The sequence below is a fragment of the Glaciibacter kafniensis genome, from assembly GCF_039538945.1.
Taxonomy (GTDB): Bacteria; Actinomycetota; Actinomycetes; order Actinomycetales; family Microbacteriaceae; genus Cryobacterium; species Cryobacterium kafniensis.
Genome location: NZ_BAABCN010000002.1, coordinates 894436 through 910724, shown reverse-complemented (window position 1 = coordinate 910724; position 16289 = coordinate 894436). Strand labels below are relative to the sequence as shown.

At 63.4% G+C, this 16289-nt stretch carries 19 protein-coding genes; 8 read left to right on the top strand and 11 right to left on the bottom strand.

The features are described from left to right. Together ABD791_RS04755 and ABD791_RS04750 are read left to right on the top strand one after the other, a co-directional pair. Nucleotides 1-1230: an RNA polymerase sigma factor gene (locus ABD791_RS04755; protein WP_345062773.1), complete on the top strand. Its 1230-nt coding sequence runs from the start codon at nucleotides 1-3 to the stop codon at nucleotides 1228-1230. A 198-nt stretch (nucleotides 1231-1428) separates the two neighbouring features. After that, nucleotides 1429-2385, top strand: a complete 957-nt coding sequence (locus tag ABD791_RS04750) for a patatin-like phospholipase family protein (RefSeq protein ID WP_345062772.1) — start codon at nucleotides 1429-1431, stop codon at nucleotides 2383-2385. A 37-nt stretch (nucleotides 2386-2422) separates the two neighbouring features. Here the strand turns inward: ABD791_RS04750 and ABD791_RS04745 are convergent, their stop codons facing one another. From ABD791_RS04745 to ABD791_RS04725, 5 genes are all read right to left on the bottom strand, one after another. Next, nucleotides 2423-2629, bottom strand: coding sequence for a helix-turn-helix domain-containing protein (locus tag ABD791_RS04745; RefSeq protein ID WP_345062771.1), 207 nt, complete (start codon nucleotides 2627-2629; stop codon nucleotides 2423-2425). Beyond that, the gene (locus ABD791_RS04740; RefSeq protein WP_345062769.1) at nucleotides 2629-3105 is read right to left on the bottom strand and encodes a DUF2975 domain-containing protein; all 477 of its coding nucleotides are present in this window, start codon (nucleotides 3103-3105) and stop codon (nucleotides 2629-2631) included. Before ABD791_RS04740 ends, ABD791_RS04745 begins: the two co-directional genes overlap by 1 nt. 67 nt (nucleotides 3106-3172) lie before the next feature. Beyond that, on the bottom strand, nucleotides 3173-4486 hold the full coding sequence (locus tag ABD791_RS04735; protein WP_345062767.1) for a replication-associated recombination protein A: 1314 nt from the start codon (nucleotides 4484-4486) through the stop codon (nucleotides 3173-3175). Further along, a complete protein-coding gene (locus tag ABD791_RS04730; protein WP_345062764.1) occupies nucleotides 4483-4842 on the bottom strand; it encodes an MmcQ/YjbR family DNA-binding protein in 360 nt (119 codons plus the stop codon). The genes ABD791_RS04735 and ABD791_RS04730 overlap by 4 nt, the downstream gene beginning before the upstream one ends. After that, the gene (locus ABD791_RS04725) at nucleotides 4839-5228 is read right to left on the bottom strand and encodes an MmcQ/YjbR family DNA-binding protein (RefSeq protein ID WP_345062762.1); all 390 of its coding nucleotides are present in this window, start codon (nucleotides 5226-5228) and stop codon (nucleotides 4839-4841) included. Before ABD791_RS04725 ends, ABD791_RS04730 begins: the two co-directional genes overlap by 4 nt. Before the next feature lie 85 nt (nucleotides 5229-5313). Between ABD791_RS04725 and ABD791_RS04720 the strand changes: the two genes are divergently transcribed. Then, the gene (locus tag ABD791_RS04720; protein ID WP_345062760.1) at nucleotides 5314-5904 is read left to right on the top strand and encodes a TetR/AcrR family transcriptional regulator; all 591 of its coding nucleotides are present in this window, start codon (nucleotides 5314-5316) and stop codon (nucleotides 5902-5904) included. Nucleotides 5905-6484: 580 nt separating this feature from the next. Then, the gene (locus ABD791_RS04715; protein WP_345062758.1) at nucleotides 6485-7081 is read left to right on the top strand and encodes an HdeD family acid-resistance protein; all 597 of its coding nucleotides are present in this window, start codon (nucleotides 6485-6487) and stop codon (nucleotides 7079-7081) included. A 100-nt stretch (nucleotides 7082-7181) separates the two neighbouring features. On the opposite strand, the gene ABD791_RS04710 is transcribed toward ABD791_RS04715, so the two are convergent. Then, nucleotides 7182-7940 carry an SDR family oxidoreductase gene (locus ABD791_RS04710; RefSeq protein WP_345062756.1) on the bottom strand — a complete coding sequence of 253 codons (759 nt, stop codon included), beginning with the start codon at nucleotides 7938-7940 and terminating at the stop codon, nucleotides 7182-7184. 115 nt (nucleotides 7941-8055) lie between these two features. Between ABD791_RS04710 and ABD791_RS04705 the strand changes: the two genes are divergently transcribed. The 4 genes from ABD791_RS04705 to ABD791_RS04690 all read left to right on the top strand — a co-directional run bounded on the left by ABD791_RS04705 (nucleotide 8056) and on the right by ABD791_RS04690 (nucleotide 10769). Further along, the gene (locus tag ABD791_RS04705) at nucleotides 8056-8529 is read left to right on the top strand and encodes an NfeD family protein (RefSeq protein ID WP_345062753.1); all 474 of its coding nucleotides are present in this window, start codon (nucleotides 8056-8058) and stop codon (nucleotides 8527-8529) included. Further along, the gene (locus ABD791_RS04700; RefSeq protein ID WP_345062751.1) at nucleotides 8526-9536 is read left to right on the top strand and encodes an SPFH domain-containing protein; all 1011 of its coding nucleotides are present in this window, start codon (nucleotides 8526-8528) and stop codon (nucleotides 9534-9536) included. Before ABD791_RS04705 ends, ABD791_RS04700 begins: the two co-directional genes overlap by 4 nt. A gap of 76 nt (nucleotides 9537-9612) precedes the next feature. Beyond that, nucleotides 9613-10314 carry a glycerophosphodiester phosphodiesterase family protein gene (locus tag ABD791_RS04695; RefSeq protein ID WP_345062749.1) on the top strand — a complete coding sequence of 234 codons (702 nt, stop codon included), beginning with the start codon at nucleotides 9613-9615 and terminating at the stop codon, nucleotides 10312-10314. An 89-nt stretch (nucleotides 10315-10403) separates the two neighbouring features. Next, a complete protein-coding gene (locus ABD791_RS04690; protein ID WP_345062747.1) occupies nucleotides 10404-10769 on the top strand; it encodes an RNA polymerase-binding protein RbpA in 366 nt (121 codons plus the stop codon). Between the two features lie 47 nt (nucleotides 10770-10816). On the opposite strand, the gene lnt is transcribed toward ABD791_RS04690, so the two are convergent. Genes lnt through ABD791_RS04665 form a run of 5 tightly spaced genes read right to left on the bottom strand, consistent with a single transcriptional unit; the run spans nucleotide 10817 to nucleotide 16287 of the window. Further along, nucleotides 10817-12421, bottom strand: a complete 1605-nt coding sequence (gene lnt / locus ABD791_RS04685; RefSeq protein WP_345062745.1) for an apolipoprotein N-acyltransferase — start codon at nucleotides 12419-12421, stop codon at nucleotides 10817-10819. A gap of 9 nt (nucleotides 12422-12430) precedes the next feature. Then, nucleotides 12431-14875, bottom strand: coding sequence for a DEAD/DEAH box helicase (locus tag ABD791_RS04680; RefSeq protein WP_345062743.1), 2445 nt, complete (start codon nucleotides 14873-14875; stop codon nucleotides 12431-12433). 56 nt (nucleotides 14876-14931) lie between these two features. Continuing rightward, entirely contained in the window at nucleotides 14932-15684 is a 753-nt protein-coding gene (gene tatC / locus ABD791_RS04675; protein ID WP_345064496.1) for a twin-arginine translocase subunit TatC, read from the bottom strand. Between the two features lie 46 nt (nucleotides 15685-15730). Next, complete coding sequence (gene tatA, locus ABD791_RS04670) at nucleotides 15731-15934, bottom strand: Sec-independent protein translocase subunit TatA (RefSeq protein ID WP_345062741.1); 204 nt, start codon at nucleotides 15932-15934, stop codon at nucleotides 15731-15733. Beyond that, the gene (locus tag ABD791_RS04665; RefSeq protein WP_345062739.1) at nucleotides 15919-16287 is read right to left on the bottom strand and encodes a hypothetical protein; all 369 of its coding nucleotides are present in this window, start codon (nucleotides 16285-16287) and stop codon (nucleotides 15919-15921) included. The genes tatA and ABD791_RS04665 overlap by 16 nt, the downstream gene beginning before the upstream one ends. Nucleotides 16288-16289: the final 2 nt, after the last annotated feature.

Here is a 16289-nt window from a genome sequence, read left to right as displayed (position 1 = left end):
ATGGATGCTGGGGAGGCGATCACTCAGGCCCACCGCGAGGAGTGGGCCAGAGTGGTCGCTGCCCTGACCAAGCGTTTCGGTGACCTCGATATTGCCGAGGAGGCCGCGGGGGAGGCGTTCGCGACGGCCGCCGAGAGGTGGCCAGCCGACGGCGTGCCACCGAACCCCGGCGGTTGGCTGACCACCACGGCCTACCGCAAAGCCATTGACCGTATCCGTCGTGAGAACAAGCGTGATGGCAAACACAGGGAGGCGCAGCTGGTGTTCGACGACGACCCGCCGGAGTCGCTGGGCGCCATCGACGACGAGCGACTCCGGCTGATCTTCACCTGCTGCCACCCGGCGCTCGCGATGGAGGCCCGCGTGGCACTGACGCTGCGCATTGTCGGCGGACTGACCGTTACTGAGATTGCACGGGCCTTCCTGGTACAGGAGACAGCCATGGCGCGGCGGATCACCCGCGCAAAGCTGAAGATCAAGGAGGCGCGCATCCCGTTTCAGGTGCCGTCGCTGGAGGATCTCCCTGGACGTGTCTCCGGCGTGCTCGCTGTGCTCTACCTCATCTTCAACGAGGGCTACCTGGCGACCGGCCCCGACACCGACCCGATACGTTCGGACCTCACGGCCGAGGCGATCCGGCTCACCCGCCTGATCCGCACCCTCCTGCCAGAGAACGGCGAGGTGGCCGGGTTGCTGGCGTTGATGCTCCTCACCGAGGCCCGCACCCCCGCACGAATCTCGGCGGTCGGTGAATTGGTGCGTATTGATGAGCAGGACCGGGGGATATGGGACTCGGGGCTGATCGCCGAGGGCCATCGGTTGGTGCGCGAGCGTCTGGCCAGCGGAATAGCCCCTGGTCGCTACCAAATCCTCGCGGCGATCAATGCCGTGCACACCTCCGCGAGTGACATGAGCGATACCGACTGGTCACAGGTCGTCGCCCTCTATGACCAACTGGTCAGCCTCGACCCGTCGCCGGTCGCCGCCCTCAATCGGGCCATCGCGGTCGCCGAGCGTGACGGCCCTGTCGTGGCGTTGGCACTCGTCGATCGGCTGGAGAATAACCTTGTCGGCTATCACGCCTACCATGCCACCCGAGCTGAGCTGCTGCGTCGGCTGGGCCGCGGTGAGGAGGCGCGCGCGGCATACGACACAGCCATCGAGCTGGCGGGCAACGCTGCCGAAACCAGCTACTTGATCCACCGACGCGAGGAGCTGCGCTCAGAGTGACGGCCACTTGATCTGAAGGCGCTCGTCGGTTGTCGCACCGAGCGCGAGCCGGTAGAGTTTTCGGCGAACGTGACACGATTCGAGGAGGTGAGCCCGATGCACACACTGTCCACTCTGGGCGCTCCTGTGAGTTCACGATCGCGCGACTGACGTAGCCGTCGCGGGGAGCGCTACATGCACTCTCAGAAAGCTACGACTATGAATCTTTCACGTCAGTTCAACTCTGCACGTCCGTTCAACTCGGAGACGACCTCGGGCGACGTCTCGGAACACCACTCCCACAGAGCGTTGGTACTCGCCGGTGCCGGAGCGGCCGGCAATGCATGGCAGCTTGGTCTCATCGCCGGTCTGTGCGATGCCGGCGTTGATCTCGCTGAGGCGGAACTCGTCATCGGGACGTCGGCAGGGTCCACAGTGGCTGCCCAGATCACCAGCGGCATCCGACCCCCAGATCTGTATGCCGCCATCCTCGCCGAGGCGCCCGCGCCACAGACCGGCAACGCGGGCGCGGGCAGGGGAGGCGCTCCGCGTCTCTCGGGGCCCGCCTATATGGAGTGGTCGGAAGGAATCATCGCTTCTGCTGAGGATGTGTCAGACATGCGCCGCAGGTTCGGCGCCGCGGCGCTCGAAATGGACACGTCCAACGGGGCTTCCGGGGTACGTTGGCGCGACATCGTCGCGGCTCGGCTACCCAACCACCAGTGGCCGCAACAGCGTGTGCTGATCACGGCGGTCAATGCGCGTACCGGGGAACCGGTGGTGTTCGACCGCGAGAGCGGAATCGACCTGGTTGACGCCGTCGCTGCCAGCACCTCGCCGATGACGCCCTATCCCATCGGCGAGGACGCCTACATCAATGGCGCCTATCGGCGTAGCTCGAACGCGGACCTGGCGGCCGGATATGGGCGGGTGCTGGTGCTGGAACCATTCGGCGGCAGGTCGCGGCAACCGCTGGAGTGGGGCATGGATCTCGCAACCCAGGTCGACGAGCTGCGCGCAGGAGGCAGCAGAGTCGAGACCGTCTTTCCGGATGCCGGTGCGGGCGACGTGTTCAACGCCAACGCTTTGGATCCGTCGACTCGACTGCCGGCTGCGCGGGGAGGGTACGACCAGGGAATGACCCTCGCCGAGCAATTCACCGAATTCTGGCGGTGAAGACGAGGCGACTCCGAGAACGGGTCCTGCGACGGCCTCAGTCGTCTTCCCAGCTCAATATGTCGCCCGGCTGGCATGCGAGGACCCGGCAGATCGCATCGAGTGTGGAGAAGCGGATGGCCCGTGCTCGCCCGTTCTTCAGGACGGCGACGTTGGCCGGAGTGATTCCGATCTCGCCGGCGAACTCACCCACCGACATGCCGCGCTCCACGAGCAACCGGTCGATGAGGATGCGCACCGCCATCAGATCACCTCGTCGAGCTCGACGCGCATGGAGACAGCGCTGCGCAGCAGCGATCGCAGCACCAGAAAGACCAGAACGAAGGTTGCCCCGACAAGCACGCTGGCGAGGAACACCAGCACGAGCAGGGGAGGGCCAGGCAGTGCGGGGATGACCGCAGCCAGGATCACGGTGGCGACGGTGAGAAGACCCGCGAGAACGTCAACGAGCCGGAGGGCTGTAGCGCCGAAGATGCTGTTGTTCCTGATGCAGCCGACGAGCATCGCCGTCGTGCCGAGCATCGCCTCCACACAGGCCACGAATGCGGCTACTGCGACGAGTAGGGGTGTCTGGAGGTGAGCGAACTCCGGGAAGGCACGAGCGGATGACTCCGCGATCGGGATCATCAGGAGGCCACCCGCGAGCACTGTGAAGGCGAGCAACCCGAGTGCGATCCACGCGAGCAGAGTGATCAGGTCGGTGGAGCGTGGGGGACTCATGTATCGATCATCGATAGATCTCCATCGATTGTCAATAGCTTCTGCCAGGGTTCCTGGGGGAGGTGAGTTAGTCCGCGTCGGATTGGAGGGGAGTATCGCCATGGCGGAGCTGCGCCCAGTGACGTAACCGTTCGGTGATGGCTCGCTCGTATCCGCCGGTGGTGGGTTCATAGAAGGTCTGCCGGGGCATGCCGTCGGGGAAGTAGTTCGCGCCAGAGAACCCGGTCTCGGTGTCGGGGTCGTACTGGTAGCCGTCGCCGTAGCCGAGGTCTTTCATGAGGCGGGTCGGGGCGTTGAGGATGTGTGCGGGCGGCATCAGCGATCCGGTGCGTTTGGCGGCGGCGCGCGCCTTGGTGAACCCCCGGTACACGCCGATCGACTTCGGCGCAGTCGCCAGGTAAATGACAGCCTGCGCGATGGCGAGTTCTCCCTCGGGTGAACCGAGGCGATCATAGACATCCCAGGCCGCGAGGGCCTGTTGGACGGCGTTCGGGTCGGCCATACCGATGTCCTCGGTGGCAAATCGGGTGATGCGGCGGGCGATGAACAAGGGGTCTTCACCGCCCTCGAGCATCCGTGCCAACCAGTACAGGGCTGCGTCAGGGTCGGAGCCGCGCATCGACTTGTGGAGCGCGGAGATGAGGTTGTAGTGGCCTTCCTGGGCTTTGTCGTACAGCGGTGCCCGCTTCTGCACGGCGGCGGCGAGGGCGGCAGGGTCGACGGGTGCGGGCAGGGCGTGCACCTGCTCGATCATGTTCAGCAGGTACCGGCCGTCACCGTCCGCCATCGCGATCAGCGCCTGGCGAGCCTCTTCAGTCAGCGGCAGCAGCTCACCGATGAGCGCTTCGGCGCGGGTGATGAGGGTGCGAAGCGCGACGTCGTCGAGGCGCTTCAGAACGAAGACCTGGGTGCGGGAGAGCAGCGCGCCGTTGAGTTCGAAGCTGGGGTTTTCCGTGGTCGCGCCGACGAGGACGACGGTGCCGTCTTCGACGAAGGGCAGAAAGGAGTCTTGCTGGGCGCGGTTGAAGCGGTGGATCTCGTCAACGAACAGCAGCGTGCCCTGACCGAGCTCGCGCCGACGCTGCGCTGCTTGGAACACTCTCCGAAGGTCCGCGACGCCGGCGAAGGTGGCGGAAAGCGGTTCGAACGCAAGGTCGGTCTGCTCGGCGAGAAGCCGCGCGATAGTGGTTTTCCCGGACCCGGGCGGCCCCCACAGCACCATCGATATAAGTCTCTGAGCGTCGACCATGCGCCCGATCGGCGCGTCCGCCGCGAGAACATGGTCCTGCCCGACAACATCGTGCAGGGTGCGCGGTCGGAGCCGATCGGCCAGTGGCCGCGAGGCGTCGTCGACGTCGAAGAGTGACGGTGCCTCGCTCACGACTGCCGCCTCAGCTCGCGGTCGTCTGCGAGGTCGTAGGACGCGTGCACCAAATATTCGATCAGCTGCTTCGTGATCCCGGCGCCGGCCCCGATAGAGATCCAATGCCGCTTGTCAAAATAGCGACCGCTCGTGATCGTGTCGACGTCTCGGCGGAGCGCATCCGCCTGGTGGGGATCAACTTTCACCGTAATGATCTGCAGGTCTGGATCATCATCGGTGACGATGAGGAAAACCTTGTCATGCACCTTCCACACATCGAGGTGCGGCGTGAACGGGCGCCCATTGGTGACGTGCTCAAGCGACGCCGCTATGTCACGGGCGTGCTGCTGCAGCTGCTCGCCCGAAAGTGTCACAGCCCTCTCCGGTCGCCGAACAATTCTGGATCGACCGGGCGTTTTGCGCGAGGCAGTTTCTCGACCACGAGCAGGTAGGACTCGGTGACGAGGTCATCGACGAGAGACTCTTGCAGGTCCCCGCCTGGATTCAAGGTGATCCAGTGCTGCTTGTTCATGTGGTAGCCGGGGGTGATGTCCTTGTACTGCTCGCGGAGTGCTTTGCCGTCTTCCGGGTCCGCCTTGACGATCACGATCGGCTCACCAGTGGTTTCGGTGATCAGCATGAAGACCTTTCCGCGGACTTTGAATACCTCCCAGTCGGGCCCGAAGGGGTGCTCGAGCTCAGCGCCTGGAAGCTCCTCGACGCGGTTTCGGGCGTACTGCTGGAGTGTGTCGCCCTGCATATCGTCCTCCTGGGTCACTGACCGTCTAGGGGCCATTGGGTCTGCGTACAATGGTACATACTTTGTCTGACATCGAGGAGGGCTCGTGAGGAAGGGCAGGCCGAACGACCCGGAGCGCCGAACCCGGATCCTTCGCGCAGCGCTGGAGGTCATCGCGTCGGAAGGCGTGCACGCGGCGTCGTATCGACGCATCGCCGTGCAGGCCGGGGTGCCGCTCGGGTCGACGACGTACTACTTCGCCGACCTGGAGACGTTGATCGTCACCGCGTTCGAGACCTTGCGTGACGGACTCGAACCGCGATACGCGGCCCCGATGCGCGACGCTCGTACCGACTCTGACATCGTTGACGCGCTCGTGGCTGCCACGTGCGGCTCAACAGCTCCAACGCTCGAGGACATCCGCTTGTATGAGGAGATGCACCTGTACGGTGCACGCAGTCCACGGGTCGCTGACCTCCTCCGCGAGTTCCAGCAGGAATCTCTCGTGATTCTTCGTTGCTCCCTGTCGGATGGTGCGGCCCGTGCTGTCGACGCGCTCATGTGGGGGTGGTGGAGCTACCGCGCCCTCAACGATGACGACCCACTCGACACGAGCACGGTGAGAGACGCCTACCGAGCCCTGGTCTCAATGGCCACCACAGCGCGCGATCCGCTGAATGGGCCTCGCCGGGCCTGACACCATGCTCGGACCGTTAGCTTCTTACTCCAGGGCGGGCTCATGCCCTCGGGGCGGCGGGAAGTATCCATGCATGTTCGCTCGCCGTGGGGTGGGCGGGGGCCGGCGAGTTCTTCGATCTGACATAATGTGCATTATCGGACACCTCGCTACCTACCCGGAAAGGGGCAGATTTCCGGGTATTTCAGTTGCCCGGCACCAGGATGGCTTCTGCCGCGTGACGATACGGCTGCAGCGCCAATCCGTGAATCTGTGTTCACGCTCTGCGTTCGAGTTGCCCCGGGGAAATCGGCGCTGACGCGGACGCTGAGTCCGGCGTCACGAGTCATTTGTCTCGCCGAGCTGAGATCGCCTCACAGCGGCACAATCGGCCACGTCCGGAAATCTGTTCCCGATGCCCGAATCTGCATATTATGTCAAGTGATCTCGAGTTCGTCCCTGCGGAGCGCTCACTTGTTACGAATTGCCGGGCGCGCATCACAGTGGCGGCCGCTTGCGCAGTAAATTGAGCCTGAACAGATACCTTCGCTCGGCGCTGCTCCCCACGAAACGCGCCGCAGCGTCAACTGAGGGGAACAGCATGTCACAAGGCGTTACGGTATTCGATCTCACGATTGACCCGACACGGCTGACCAAGTCTGAGGTCACGGGGATCCGTGTCGCCATCGGCATCAGCGGTCTCGTCGCCGTCGTACTGGGCATCATCGTGCTCGTCTGGCCGTCGTCGACCCTGTCAGTGCTCGCCGTTTTGTTCGGTCTCTACTTCTTGATCGCCGGAATCGTGCGCGTCGCTCGCGGCCTCTTCACCACAGGAATGAGCGGCGGACTCAGGATTCTGGCAATCCTGCTCGGCCTGCTTCTCATCATCGCCGGCATCATCACCATCCGTAACCCGCTCGATTCACTCGTCATACTCGGCATGGTCATCGGTATCTCCTGGATCATCGAAGGAGTCGCCGCACTCGTCGAAACTGCGCCTGATTCCAGCAAGTGGTTTGGCACGCTGTTCGGCGCAATCAGCATCATCGCCGGCATCATCGTGCTGCTCACTCCCCTGCAGTCGATCGGCGTTCTCGTGATCATCGGTGGAATCTTCCTCATCGCATCTGGCCTGATCCAGGTCGTTCAGGCCTTCACGTTCGGTCGGGCCTCCAAGCGGATCACCGCAGCGCTGTAGCACTCAGCACCACCGGCACTCAGTACCACCGGAAGGCGGTACGAGCACGAATGGCGTCGCGCTCCCCCGGAGCACGACGCCATTCGTGTTGTGAGGCTGCTTACGCGAAGTCCGAAATGTCGCCGACGTAGCGCGTGTTGTTGGCGGGAACCGGCTCTACCGCAGCCAATGCGATCTCAGCCGCAAACTCGCTCACGTTGTAGAGGCGGCCGGCCGAGTCCTTGCGGGCGCTGATCGCGCCCGGGTTCGCGCGCTCCAACAGCGTCGCGGTGATGGTGCCTTCGATCATGTCGCCGGAGACAACCACGAAGCCGATGCCCTTCTCGTCGAGTTCGGGGATGAGCGCGCGGAGGGCATCCTCCCCCGCACGCTTGCTGCGCGCGACGGGCTCGTACTCCGGCATCGTCTCGGTGTTCTCAATGAAGTGGGCCTGGTGGCTCGTCACGAAAACAATGCGGGCGCCGTCGGCCAGTACGGGCAGCGCCGTCTTCAACAGGTTGACCTGGGCGTCACGATTCAACTGCATGGCGTAGTCGGCGGCCATGCCGCTCTCCATGCCGCCTGAGGCGTTCATGACCAGGATGTCGAGACCGCCGAACTCGGCACGGATAGTTTCGAACATGGCGGCGACCGAGTCGGCATCCGTCAGGTCAGCCCCCACCGTCAGCGCGGTTCCACCGGCCGCGCGAATCGCGTCGGCGAGTTTCGTGGCGCGGGCCTCCTTATTGCGGAAGTTGATGACGACCTTCGCGCCTGCTTCGGCGAAGTAGCCCACGGTGTCAGCACCGATCCCCCGGGATGATCCGGTGACGAGTACACGCTTGCCCTCGAGTGTTCCGGCTGCAAGTGGATTGGTCACATGTACTCCTCAGAAATAGATCAAGTTCAACAGAACGACACTACCAAGTTGACAGTCAGACCCCGTGGTCCACCTGCTAGTTTCGAAGATGTACCCAATAAAGAAGGGGGCTCGCATGGACGTTTTTCTCGCTGACTACGGCTGGATCGTCTGGCTTGTGCTCATTCTCATCTTCGTGACGATCGAAATGGTCACACTCGAACTCACCTTCCTCATGATGGCCCTCGGAGGTCTCGGCGGATTGCTGTCTGGGCTGCTCGGAGCTCCCTGGTGGTTGCAGCTGATCATCGCCGTGGTTCTCTCATTGGTGCTGCTCTTCGGCATCCGGCCCCCTCTGTTGCGGGCGCTCAAGCGTGGCGGCGACCCGAGCAAAACCAATGTCGACGCCCTCCTGGGCCTCGGTGGACGCGTCGTGCGCTCCGTCGGCGCGAACGGTGGCCAAGTTCGTTTAGACAACGGTGAGACCTGGACGGCCAGGCTCTCCCCCGGCGTTGCCCCGCGCGACCTGCAGCCGGGCGAAATTGTGAGCGTCACCGCTATAGACGGCGCCACCGCAGTTGTTGTGCCTTCTGAAGGGAACACGCGATGACCGACACCAACCTCCTTATTCTGCAGATCTTCGTCGTGATCGTAATTGTGGCGCTCGTCGCTTTTCTGATCGTGACGTTGTTCAAGGCGATTCGCATCATCCCGCAGGCCAGCGCCGGAGTTGTCGAGCGGCTCGGCCGATACCACAAGACACTGATGCCTGGCCTGAACCTGCTCATCCCTTTCGTCGACCGGCTGCGCCCCCTGATCGACATGCGCGAGCAGGTCGTCTCGTTTCCGCCGCAGCCGGTGATCACCGAAGACAACCTGGTGGTGTCAATCGACACGGTCGTCTATTTTCAGGTGACGGATGCCCGCGCCGCGACCTATGAAATCGCGAACTACCTGGGTGCTGTCGAGCAACTCACCACAACGACCTTGCGCAACGTCGTCGGCGGGCTGAACCTCGAAGAGGCACTGACCAGCCGGGACAACATCAACGGTCAGCTGCGCATCGTTCTCGACGAGGCAACCGGCAAGTGGGGAATTCGTGTCGGTCGGGTGGAGCTCAAGGCCATCGAACCGCCCCACTCCATCCAGGACTCGATGGAGAAGCAGATGCGCGCCGAGCGTGACCGTCGCGCTCTCATCCTGACCGCCGAGGGCACCAAGCAGTCCGCGATCCTGACTGCAGAAGGCGCTCGGCAGGCGGCGATCCTCTCGGCCGAGGGTGACGCAAAGGCCGCGGTTCTGCGAGCACAGGGTGAGGCGGAGGCCATCACGACGGTGTTCAAGGCAATTCACGACGGTGATCCCGATCCCAAACTGCTTGCCTATCAGTACCTGTTGACCCTCCCGAAGCTCGCCGAAGGCAGCGCCAACAAGCTGTGGATCGTGCCCAGCGAACTCACCGAGGCGATGAAGGGCATCGGCCGGGCATTCGGCCAGCAGGCGCCCGCCGGCGCGGCTGCACCTTCTGCACCTTCTGCACCGAGCACGTCGGCCGCACCGAGCACATCAGCCGCATCAACCGTTCCGCCCGCCGCCACTCCCCCAGCGGCGGAGTAGCAAGAAACAGGTACCTCGCATCACCACGCACTCCTTCTTTGCACCCCCGACACCCCGCATCTTCGCGCACCGCGGGTTGGCGATCAACGCTCCGGAGAACACGCTGCTGGCCTTTCTTCACGCGCTCTCGGCCGGGGTCAGTTACCTTGAGACCGACCTTCAGGTGAGCCAGGATGGTGTCGCGGTCGTCAGCCACGACCCAGACCTACTGCGTCTCACCGGCCGTTCTGTTCGCGTGGATCAGTTGAGCATGGCCGAGTTGCGCCGGATCGACCTCGGCTTCGGGCAGAGTTTTTGCTCATTGGGTGAGGTCCTCGACGCGTTTCCGCACGCGCGATTCAATCTTGACGTCAAATCGCTGGGCGCAGCCGAACCAACCGCGCGCGCAGTACTGAAAGCCAAGGCCACCGATCGGGTACTGATCGGGTCTTTCTCTGAGGAACGACGGATGCGCACTGTCAGCCTCCTTCCCGGCGTTGCGACCTCGGCCTCCTCGGCAATCCTGCGCCGTGTCGTGGCTGCCTCGAATCTTGGCTTGACGGGGCAGGTACGGCGGAGTATGACTGGCATTCACGCTGTTCAGGTTCCGGAGAGCGTCAAGTTTCTGAGAATCGTCACACCTCGTTTCGTACGACTCATGCATGCAGCGGGCATTGAGGTGCACGTCTGGACAATCAACGAAGAAGCAGCAATGAACCGCTTGCTCGACCTGGGTGTCGACGGCATCATGACGGACCGATGCGACAGCGCCCTGGAGGTACTGGCCCGGCGAGTCTGAGAGTTGCCTCCAAGATCGCGGGTCACGGAAAGATAACGCCCAGCTTGATGGTTTAGAACTATGAATGCATCGCGAGAGGAGACCACACGATGGCGGATCGCAGTTTGCGTGGAATGAGATTGGGCGCACAAAGCCTTCAGACCGAAGAGGGAGTCACCTTTTCGCCACGAGTTAGTCACACCTACCTGTGTGCCGCGTGCGGACGCGAAACAGTATTGATATTTTCGGCCGAAGCCGAAGCACCCGATGAGTGGGAGTGCAAGCACTGCTCACAGGTGGCGACACGCCTCGTTGATTCGAAGCCGGTTGTCGTCGACCACTCCGACGAGAAGATCCCACGCACCCCGTGGGACATGCTTCTTGAGCGCCGCACACTACCCGAGCTTGAGGAATTGCTCGAAGAACGCCTGACTTTTCTGCGCGCACGTCGCGGACAGCAGAAGATCGGCGCCTAACCCGGCCGTAGCCAGACCGGCATTGTACGGACCGGAAAAAGCCACGCTTAACCGCGTGGCTTCTTCCGTACCTGGAGACTGACCTGACGCGCACCGAGCAGACAGAACGCGAATCCGGCGAGTCCGAGGCCAGAGACGAGCCACTCGATCCCCCGCCCAGCGGTCATTGCCGGAGTCACCGTGGTGCTGAGTGGAACGGTCTGAACCATCGAACCGGCCACCCAGGTCGGAAGCGAGTCGAGGGTCGACCCGTCTGGCGCGATGATCGCGCTGGTGCCGACGGTTGAAATGTTCACCACGGTGCGCCCGGCCTCAATTGCCCGGATGCGCGCGATCGCGAGCTGCTGCACGCTCTCGTCGGTCTTGCCGAAGTCAGCGTTGTTGGTCTGAGCCAAAATGATCTCTGCCTTGTTCTCGACCATTTCGTGAACGAGTTGATCGTCGGCGATGTCGAAGCAGATTGCGATTCCGGCAAAGATGCCGTTGATGTCGAAGACATTGCTTTGGGTGCCGATCGTGAAGTCCCGCGGCACGAGGTCGATCAGTTCTGGGGCGAAGGGTCGCCAGAAGTCGCGATCCGGCATGTACTCGGCAAAGGGCACCGGGTGCACTTTGTCGTAGATCTGCACGGCTCCCTGCCCCGCCTTCCACAGCAGGGAGGAATTGTAGAAGTTGCCGTCACGTGCGGTGATGGTGCCGGTGACTACCGGGGCATCCATCTCGGTGCTGATGTAATCCATGATGCGCGCGGCATCCGCTGACCGGATCGGGTCAACGTCACTGGCATTCTCAGGCCAGACGACGAAGTCGACCTTCTCGCCGATCAGCGGCAGTGTAGCCGACGCATGATCATTGAGAATCTGGCCAGGCGCATGCTGGGCGAACAAGCCGGCATCGGCCCCACCCTGCACAGCAGCGAGACGGGTCGTTCCCGACTGAAGCGTGGGCCAGGCCGGAAAAACGATGAGCAGGGCGACGGCCGCGACGGCGATTCCCCACCGGGGCGCCACACGCAGATCGGTTTCCCTGATCAGCTGAACGACGAGAGCGCTGAGCCAGACCATGAGAAAGCTGAGCCCCGACATGCCTACCCAGGCGACCAACGAGGCGAACGGACTCTCGGACTGAGAAATCGCCACCCGCCCCCAGGCAAAACCGCCGTATGGCCAGACCGACGTCAGCGCCTCACGCGCGGTCCAGAGGCCCGCAACGACAACGGGGACGATGCCCACCCGGCCGAGCACGGTCTGCCAGACCCGCGGGCCCCAGCGCAAGACGACGGCGATGAGGGCGAGCCCGACACCGAAGAAGAGTGTCTCGAGCACCGCCAGCGCCAACCACGGCACCGGGCCGAGGTAGAGAGTCAGCCAGCTGATGTGGATGCCCCAGAATGACAGCCCCGCCGTCAGCCCGACGAGAAGACCGGTCCACGGTCCGCGCCCGATCAGGGCCACCAGCATGAGGGCGACGCCGACCGGGGCCAGAATCCACCAGTCGCGAGCGGGAAATCCCGCGTCGAGCACGGCGCCGGCGCCGGCAGCGAGGAGCAGAGCTCCCCAGAGCGGCAGCTGAAGTTGTTCCGTGGGCGGCAGCGACGGTCGGACCGTCGCCGTGACGGGCACGCTGGGCCGTTCCGCTATAACCTCTGTCACGACATCAGCCTAATTGACCGAGGAGTACGCAACGATGCCGCGACGGATGGAGTCCATTGCCACCCGCGCGGTGCGACCGACGTGACCGTCTGCGACAACGGACAGCTGGTCGAGCAGATCGATGGTCTGCTTGGTCCAGCGCACGAAGTCACCGGCCGCCATTTCAGCCTCTTCGAGCACATTGCCGAGCGAGTCGCCACGCGCCCACTTCCACATCGCCAGGCTGAGGCCGACGGCCAAGGGATTGCTGCCGGGCAGGTGGTTGTCACGCTCGAGGTCGTCGAGACGACTCCACAGCTCCTGCGTCTCGTCCAAGGCCGGGCGAAAGACGCCCTTCGGCAGATAGCGGGCGTCGATCATTCCCTCGTCGCGGCGCGGTTCAAAGACCAGCGCACAGGCCATCGCGGCGAGGCCGGCGGCGTCGAGCTGGTTCCACAGACCGCGTCGTAGTGACTCGGCGACCAGCAAGTCGCGTTCTGCGTAGATGCGACGCAGAATCAGGCCGCTCTCACTCAAGGTGAGTTGGCCTGAAGCGTCGGCGACGAGATAGTCGAAGCCGAGAAGTACGTCGGTGACCCGGTCGAAAATGCGGGCAATGGCCCCGGTGCGGGATGCGATTTGCTTGCCGAGAGCGTCATTCTGCCGTTTGAGTTTCCAGTAGCGTTCGGCCCACCGCGCGTGCTGTTCCCGCTCGGGGCACTGATGGCAGCCGTGCGCCTTCATCCGCTTGCGCAAGCTCTGCAGTTCACGCTGTCGCAGCTCGCGTTCGCCGCGTTTGGTCTGGTCGCTGCGCTCGTTCTCACGCTCCAGGTCGCTCAGTCGACGGCGGATGCCTGAATACTCGGTGAAATCGCCGAGGTGGCAGGTCATCGCCTCGGCGAAACCGGCCAGCGACTCTTCTTGCTGGCGAACCGTGCGCGCCAGATCGACAACGGCACGGTCGGCTTGGAACTGGGCAAACGACGACTCGAGCACCTGACGGGTGCGCGTGCGTCCGAACTGATTGATCAGGTTCACTGCCATGTTGTAGGTCGGCTTGAAACTTGAATTGAGTGGGTAGGTGCGGCGGGAAGCCAGCGAAGCCACGGCCTGAGGGTCGAGACCCTGCTGCCATTGGATGACCGAGTGGCCGAGAGCGTCGATCCCCCGCCGGCCGGCGCGACCGGTGAGCTGGGTGTACTCCCCCGGCGTGATCGGAACCCGGGCTTCGCCGTTGAACTTCTCAAGTTTGTCGAGCACCACGGTGCGTGCCGGCATGTTGATGCCGAGCGCCAGCGTCTCGGTGGCGAAGACGGCTTTGACGAGCTTCTTCTGAAAGAGTTCTTCGACGACCTCCTTGAATGCGGGAAGCATTCCGGCATGGTGAGCCGCGACACCGCGTTCGAGGCCGTCGAGCCACTCCCAGTAGCCGAGCACGGCGAGATCCTCGTCGAGCAGGGTTCGGCATCGATCATCGACGATCGCGCGAATCTCATCGCGTTCATGCTCATCGGTCAAGCGCACGCCGGCGCGGAGCACCTGGCGAACGGCCTGGTCGCAGCCGACCCGGCTGAAGATGAAGAAGATGGCCGGCAGCAGATGCTTGCCGTCGAGCATCCGCACGATCTCTGAGCGGTCCATGCGGCCGGGTTCTGGCTGCATCCGTTCGTGCGAGCGACCACGATCGTTGCGCCGGCGGGTGTTGTTGAATCGGGAGGATGCCCCGCCTCCGCCACCCTTGGTCATCTGCACGAGTTCGGGGTTCACCCGGTGGGTGGCCGCCTTGCCCGAAGAATCGAACAGGTCGAGCATTTTGCTCTTCACCAGCACATGCTGTTCGAGCGGGACAGGGCGTTCCTCTGACACGATCACGTCGGTCTCGCCGCGCACGGCCTGCAGCCAGTCACCGAACTCCTCGGCGTTGGACACGGTGGCACTCAGGGAGACCATGCGCACCGACTGCGGGAGGTGAATGATCACTTCTTCCCAGACGGCGCCACGAAACCGGTCGGCCAGGTAGTGCACTTCGTCCATGATGACGAAGGCGAGGTTGGTGAGCAGATCGGAGTCGGCATAGAGCATGTTGCGCAGAACTTCGGTCGTCATCACCACGATGCGTGCGTGCGGGTTCACATTGGTGTCGCCGGTCAACAAGCCCACTTCGTCGGCACCATACTGGGCGACGAATTCTTGGAACTTCTGGTTGCTCAGCGCCTTCATCGGCGCGGTGTAGAAGACCTTGGCCGATGGGGTGGCCATGGACAGGAACACCGCGAACTCGGCGACGATCGTCTTTCCGGCACCGGTGGGTGCCGCGACCAGCACACTGTTGCCGTCTTCGATCGACGTGCAGGCCGCGATTTGAAACGGGTCGAGGCCGAAGGTGAGCCCGGCACGAAATGCTTCGACCTGAGGATGTCCGGCACGGGTGCGCGCAGCAGCGAACCGCTCGGCCGGGGAAAGAGTGTCTGTCACGTGCGCGGGCACCAATCTAGGGGGCTCAGAATCTGGAAGGCGGGATTCTGGAGGGCTCACACTGCATACTCTTGCGCGAACGCACTGGCGCGTTTGGCCACCCGGCGGTCGTGAAGCCAGGCGATGCCGTAGGCCAGGAAGTACAGCACGATCATGGGAAGGGCGAGAAGGAACATCGACACGACGTCGGCGGCCGGAGTGGCGATGGCCGTGAAGAGGATGATGACGAGGATGGCGATCCGCCACGATTTGATGATCGACGCCGCGCTGATCACACCCGCGAAGTTCAGCAGCACGATGAAGACCGGAAGCACGAATGCGATCCCGATGGCGACGACGAGTTTCAGCACGAAGTCGAAGTAGGCCTGGGCATTGATGAATGCTGCGTCTTCGGGGGGCGCGAAACTGGTCATCAGTTCGACGACGTGGGGAAGCACATACCAGCCGGCCGCACAGCCGGCGAGAAACAACGGCACCGCGGTGAAGAAGAACCCGAAGGTGTACTGCTTTTCACGACGGGTGAGGCCTGGCACGAGAAAGGCGAAGATTTGGTAGAGCCACATCGGGCTCGAGACAATCAGGCCGACGTAGAGGGAGATCTTAAGTTTCAGATCGAATGCCGACGTGATGTCGGGGTAGTTGATCTGTGCGTTGCGGTGCTGCGCCTCGATGATCGCGTAAATCGGCTCGCGCAGGGCGTCCCAGACGAAGTCTGAGAGAAACCAGCCGGCGATCGCGCCGACGAAAAGACCGGCGGCCGCGAGAAAGAGTCGCTTGCGCAGCTCGAGAAGGTGTTGCCCGAGCGACATCTTGCCGTCGCGGCCCGCACTCTGTGGGGCGCGCCCGCTCACCAGATTACGGCTTAGTGGTGGGATCGGCCGGGCGAGCAGGCTCGGCGTTCGGGTCTTCGTCGACCTTGTCGCTCTTGATCTCGCTCTTAAAGATCTTCATCGACTGTCCGAGGCTCCGGGCAAGTCCGGGGAGTTTCGGTGCGCCGAAGAGAAGCAGTACGACGACGAGGATGATCAGGAAGTGCCATCCGGTCAGGTTCTGAAGCATGAGGCTGTGTCCTCTAAGTTCGTAGGGGTGTGTGTGAGTAGTTTACCGCGGTCGATCCGTGAATCTCGACGCGCCTGACGTCGGCGGCCGTGTTCGGCACGCTCCTGCTGCCGCAGAAACCCGAGCTCGGCGGCATCCTGAAAGATTGCTGGGCTGAACCGGGGTTTTTGCTGCGTCGTCGCGTCGGCGCCGGCGAACGCGTTCTCGAGCACTGCCATCTTGTCGCCGAGCTCAGCGAGGGCGTCTGCGGTCTTCATCGCCTTGCGAAAAAGTCGGATCGCGAACCACGCGAGCATGCCGAGCAGCCCGAGAATCAGCGCGGTCCAGATGAGCGCCCAGCCCCACCATGCCACGG

Bases quoted from the DNA above. Each gene is read 5' to 3' on its own strand.
- ABD791_RS04755 (WP_345062773.1), top strand. From the start codon at position 1: ATGGATGCTGGGGAGGCGATCACTCAGGCCCACCGCGAGGAGTGGGCC.
- ABD791_RS04750 (WP_345062772.1), top strand. From the start codon at position 1,429: ATGAATCTTTCACGTCAGTTCAACTCTGCACGTCCGTTCAACTCGGAG.
- ABD791_RS04745 (WP_345062771.1), bottom strand. From the start codon at position 2,629: ATGGCGGTGCGCATCCTCATCGACCGGTTGCTCGTGGAGCGCGGCATG.
- ABD791_RS04740 (WP_345062769.1), bottom strand. From the start codon at position 3,105: ATGAGTCCCCCACGCTCCACCGACCTGATCACTCTGCTCGCGTGGATC.
- ABD791_RS04725 (WP_345062762.1), bottom strand. From the start codon at position 5,228: ATGCAGGGCGACACACTCCAGCAGTACGCCCGAAACCGCGTCGAGGAG.
- ABD791_RS04715 (WP_345062758.1), top strand. From the start codon at position 6,485: ATGTCACAAGGCGTTACGGTATTCGATCTCACGATTGACCCGACACGG.
- ABD791_RS04705 (WP_345062753.1), top strand. From the start codon at position 8,056: ATGGACGTTTTTCTCGCTGACTACGGCTGGATCGTCTGGCTTGTGCTC.
- ABD791_RS04700 (WP_345062751.1), top strand. From the start codon at position 8,526: ATGACCGACACCAACCTCCTTATTCTGCAGATCTTCGTCGTGATCGTA.
- ABD791_RS04690 (WP_345062747.1), top strand. From the start codon at position 10,404: ATGGCGGATCGCAGTTTGCGTGGAATGAGATTGGGCGCACAAAGCCTT.
- tatC (WP_345064496.1), bottom strand. From the start codon at position 15,684: ATGTCGCTCGGGCAACACCTTCTCGAGCTGCGCAAGCGACTCTTTCTC.
- tatA (WP_345062741.1), bottom strand. From the start codon at position 15,934: ATGCTTCAGAACCTGACCGGATGGCACTTCCTGATCATCCTCGTCGTC.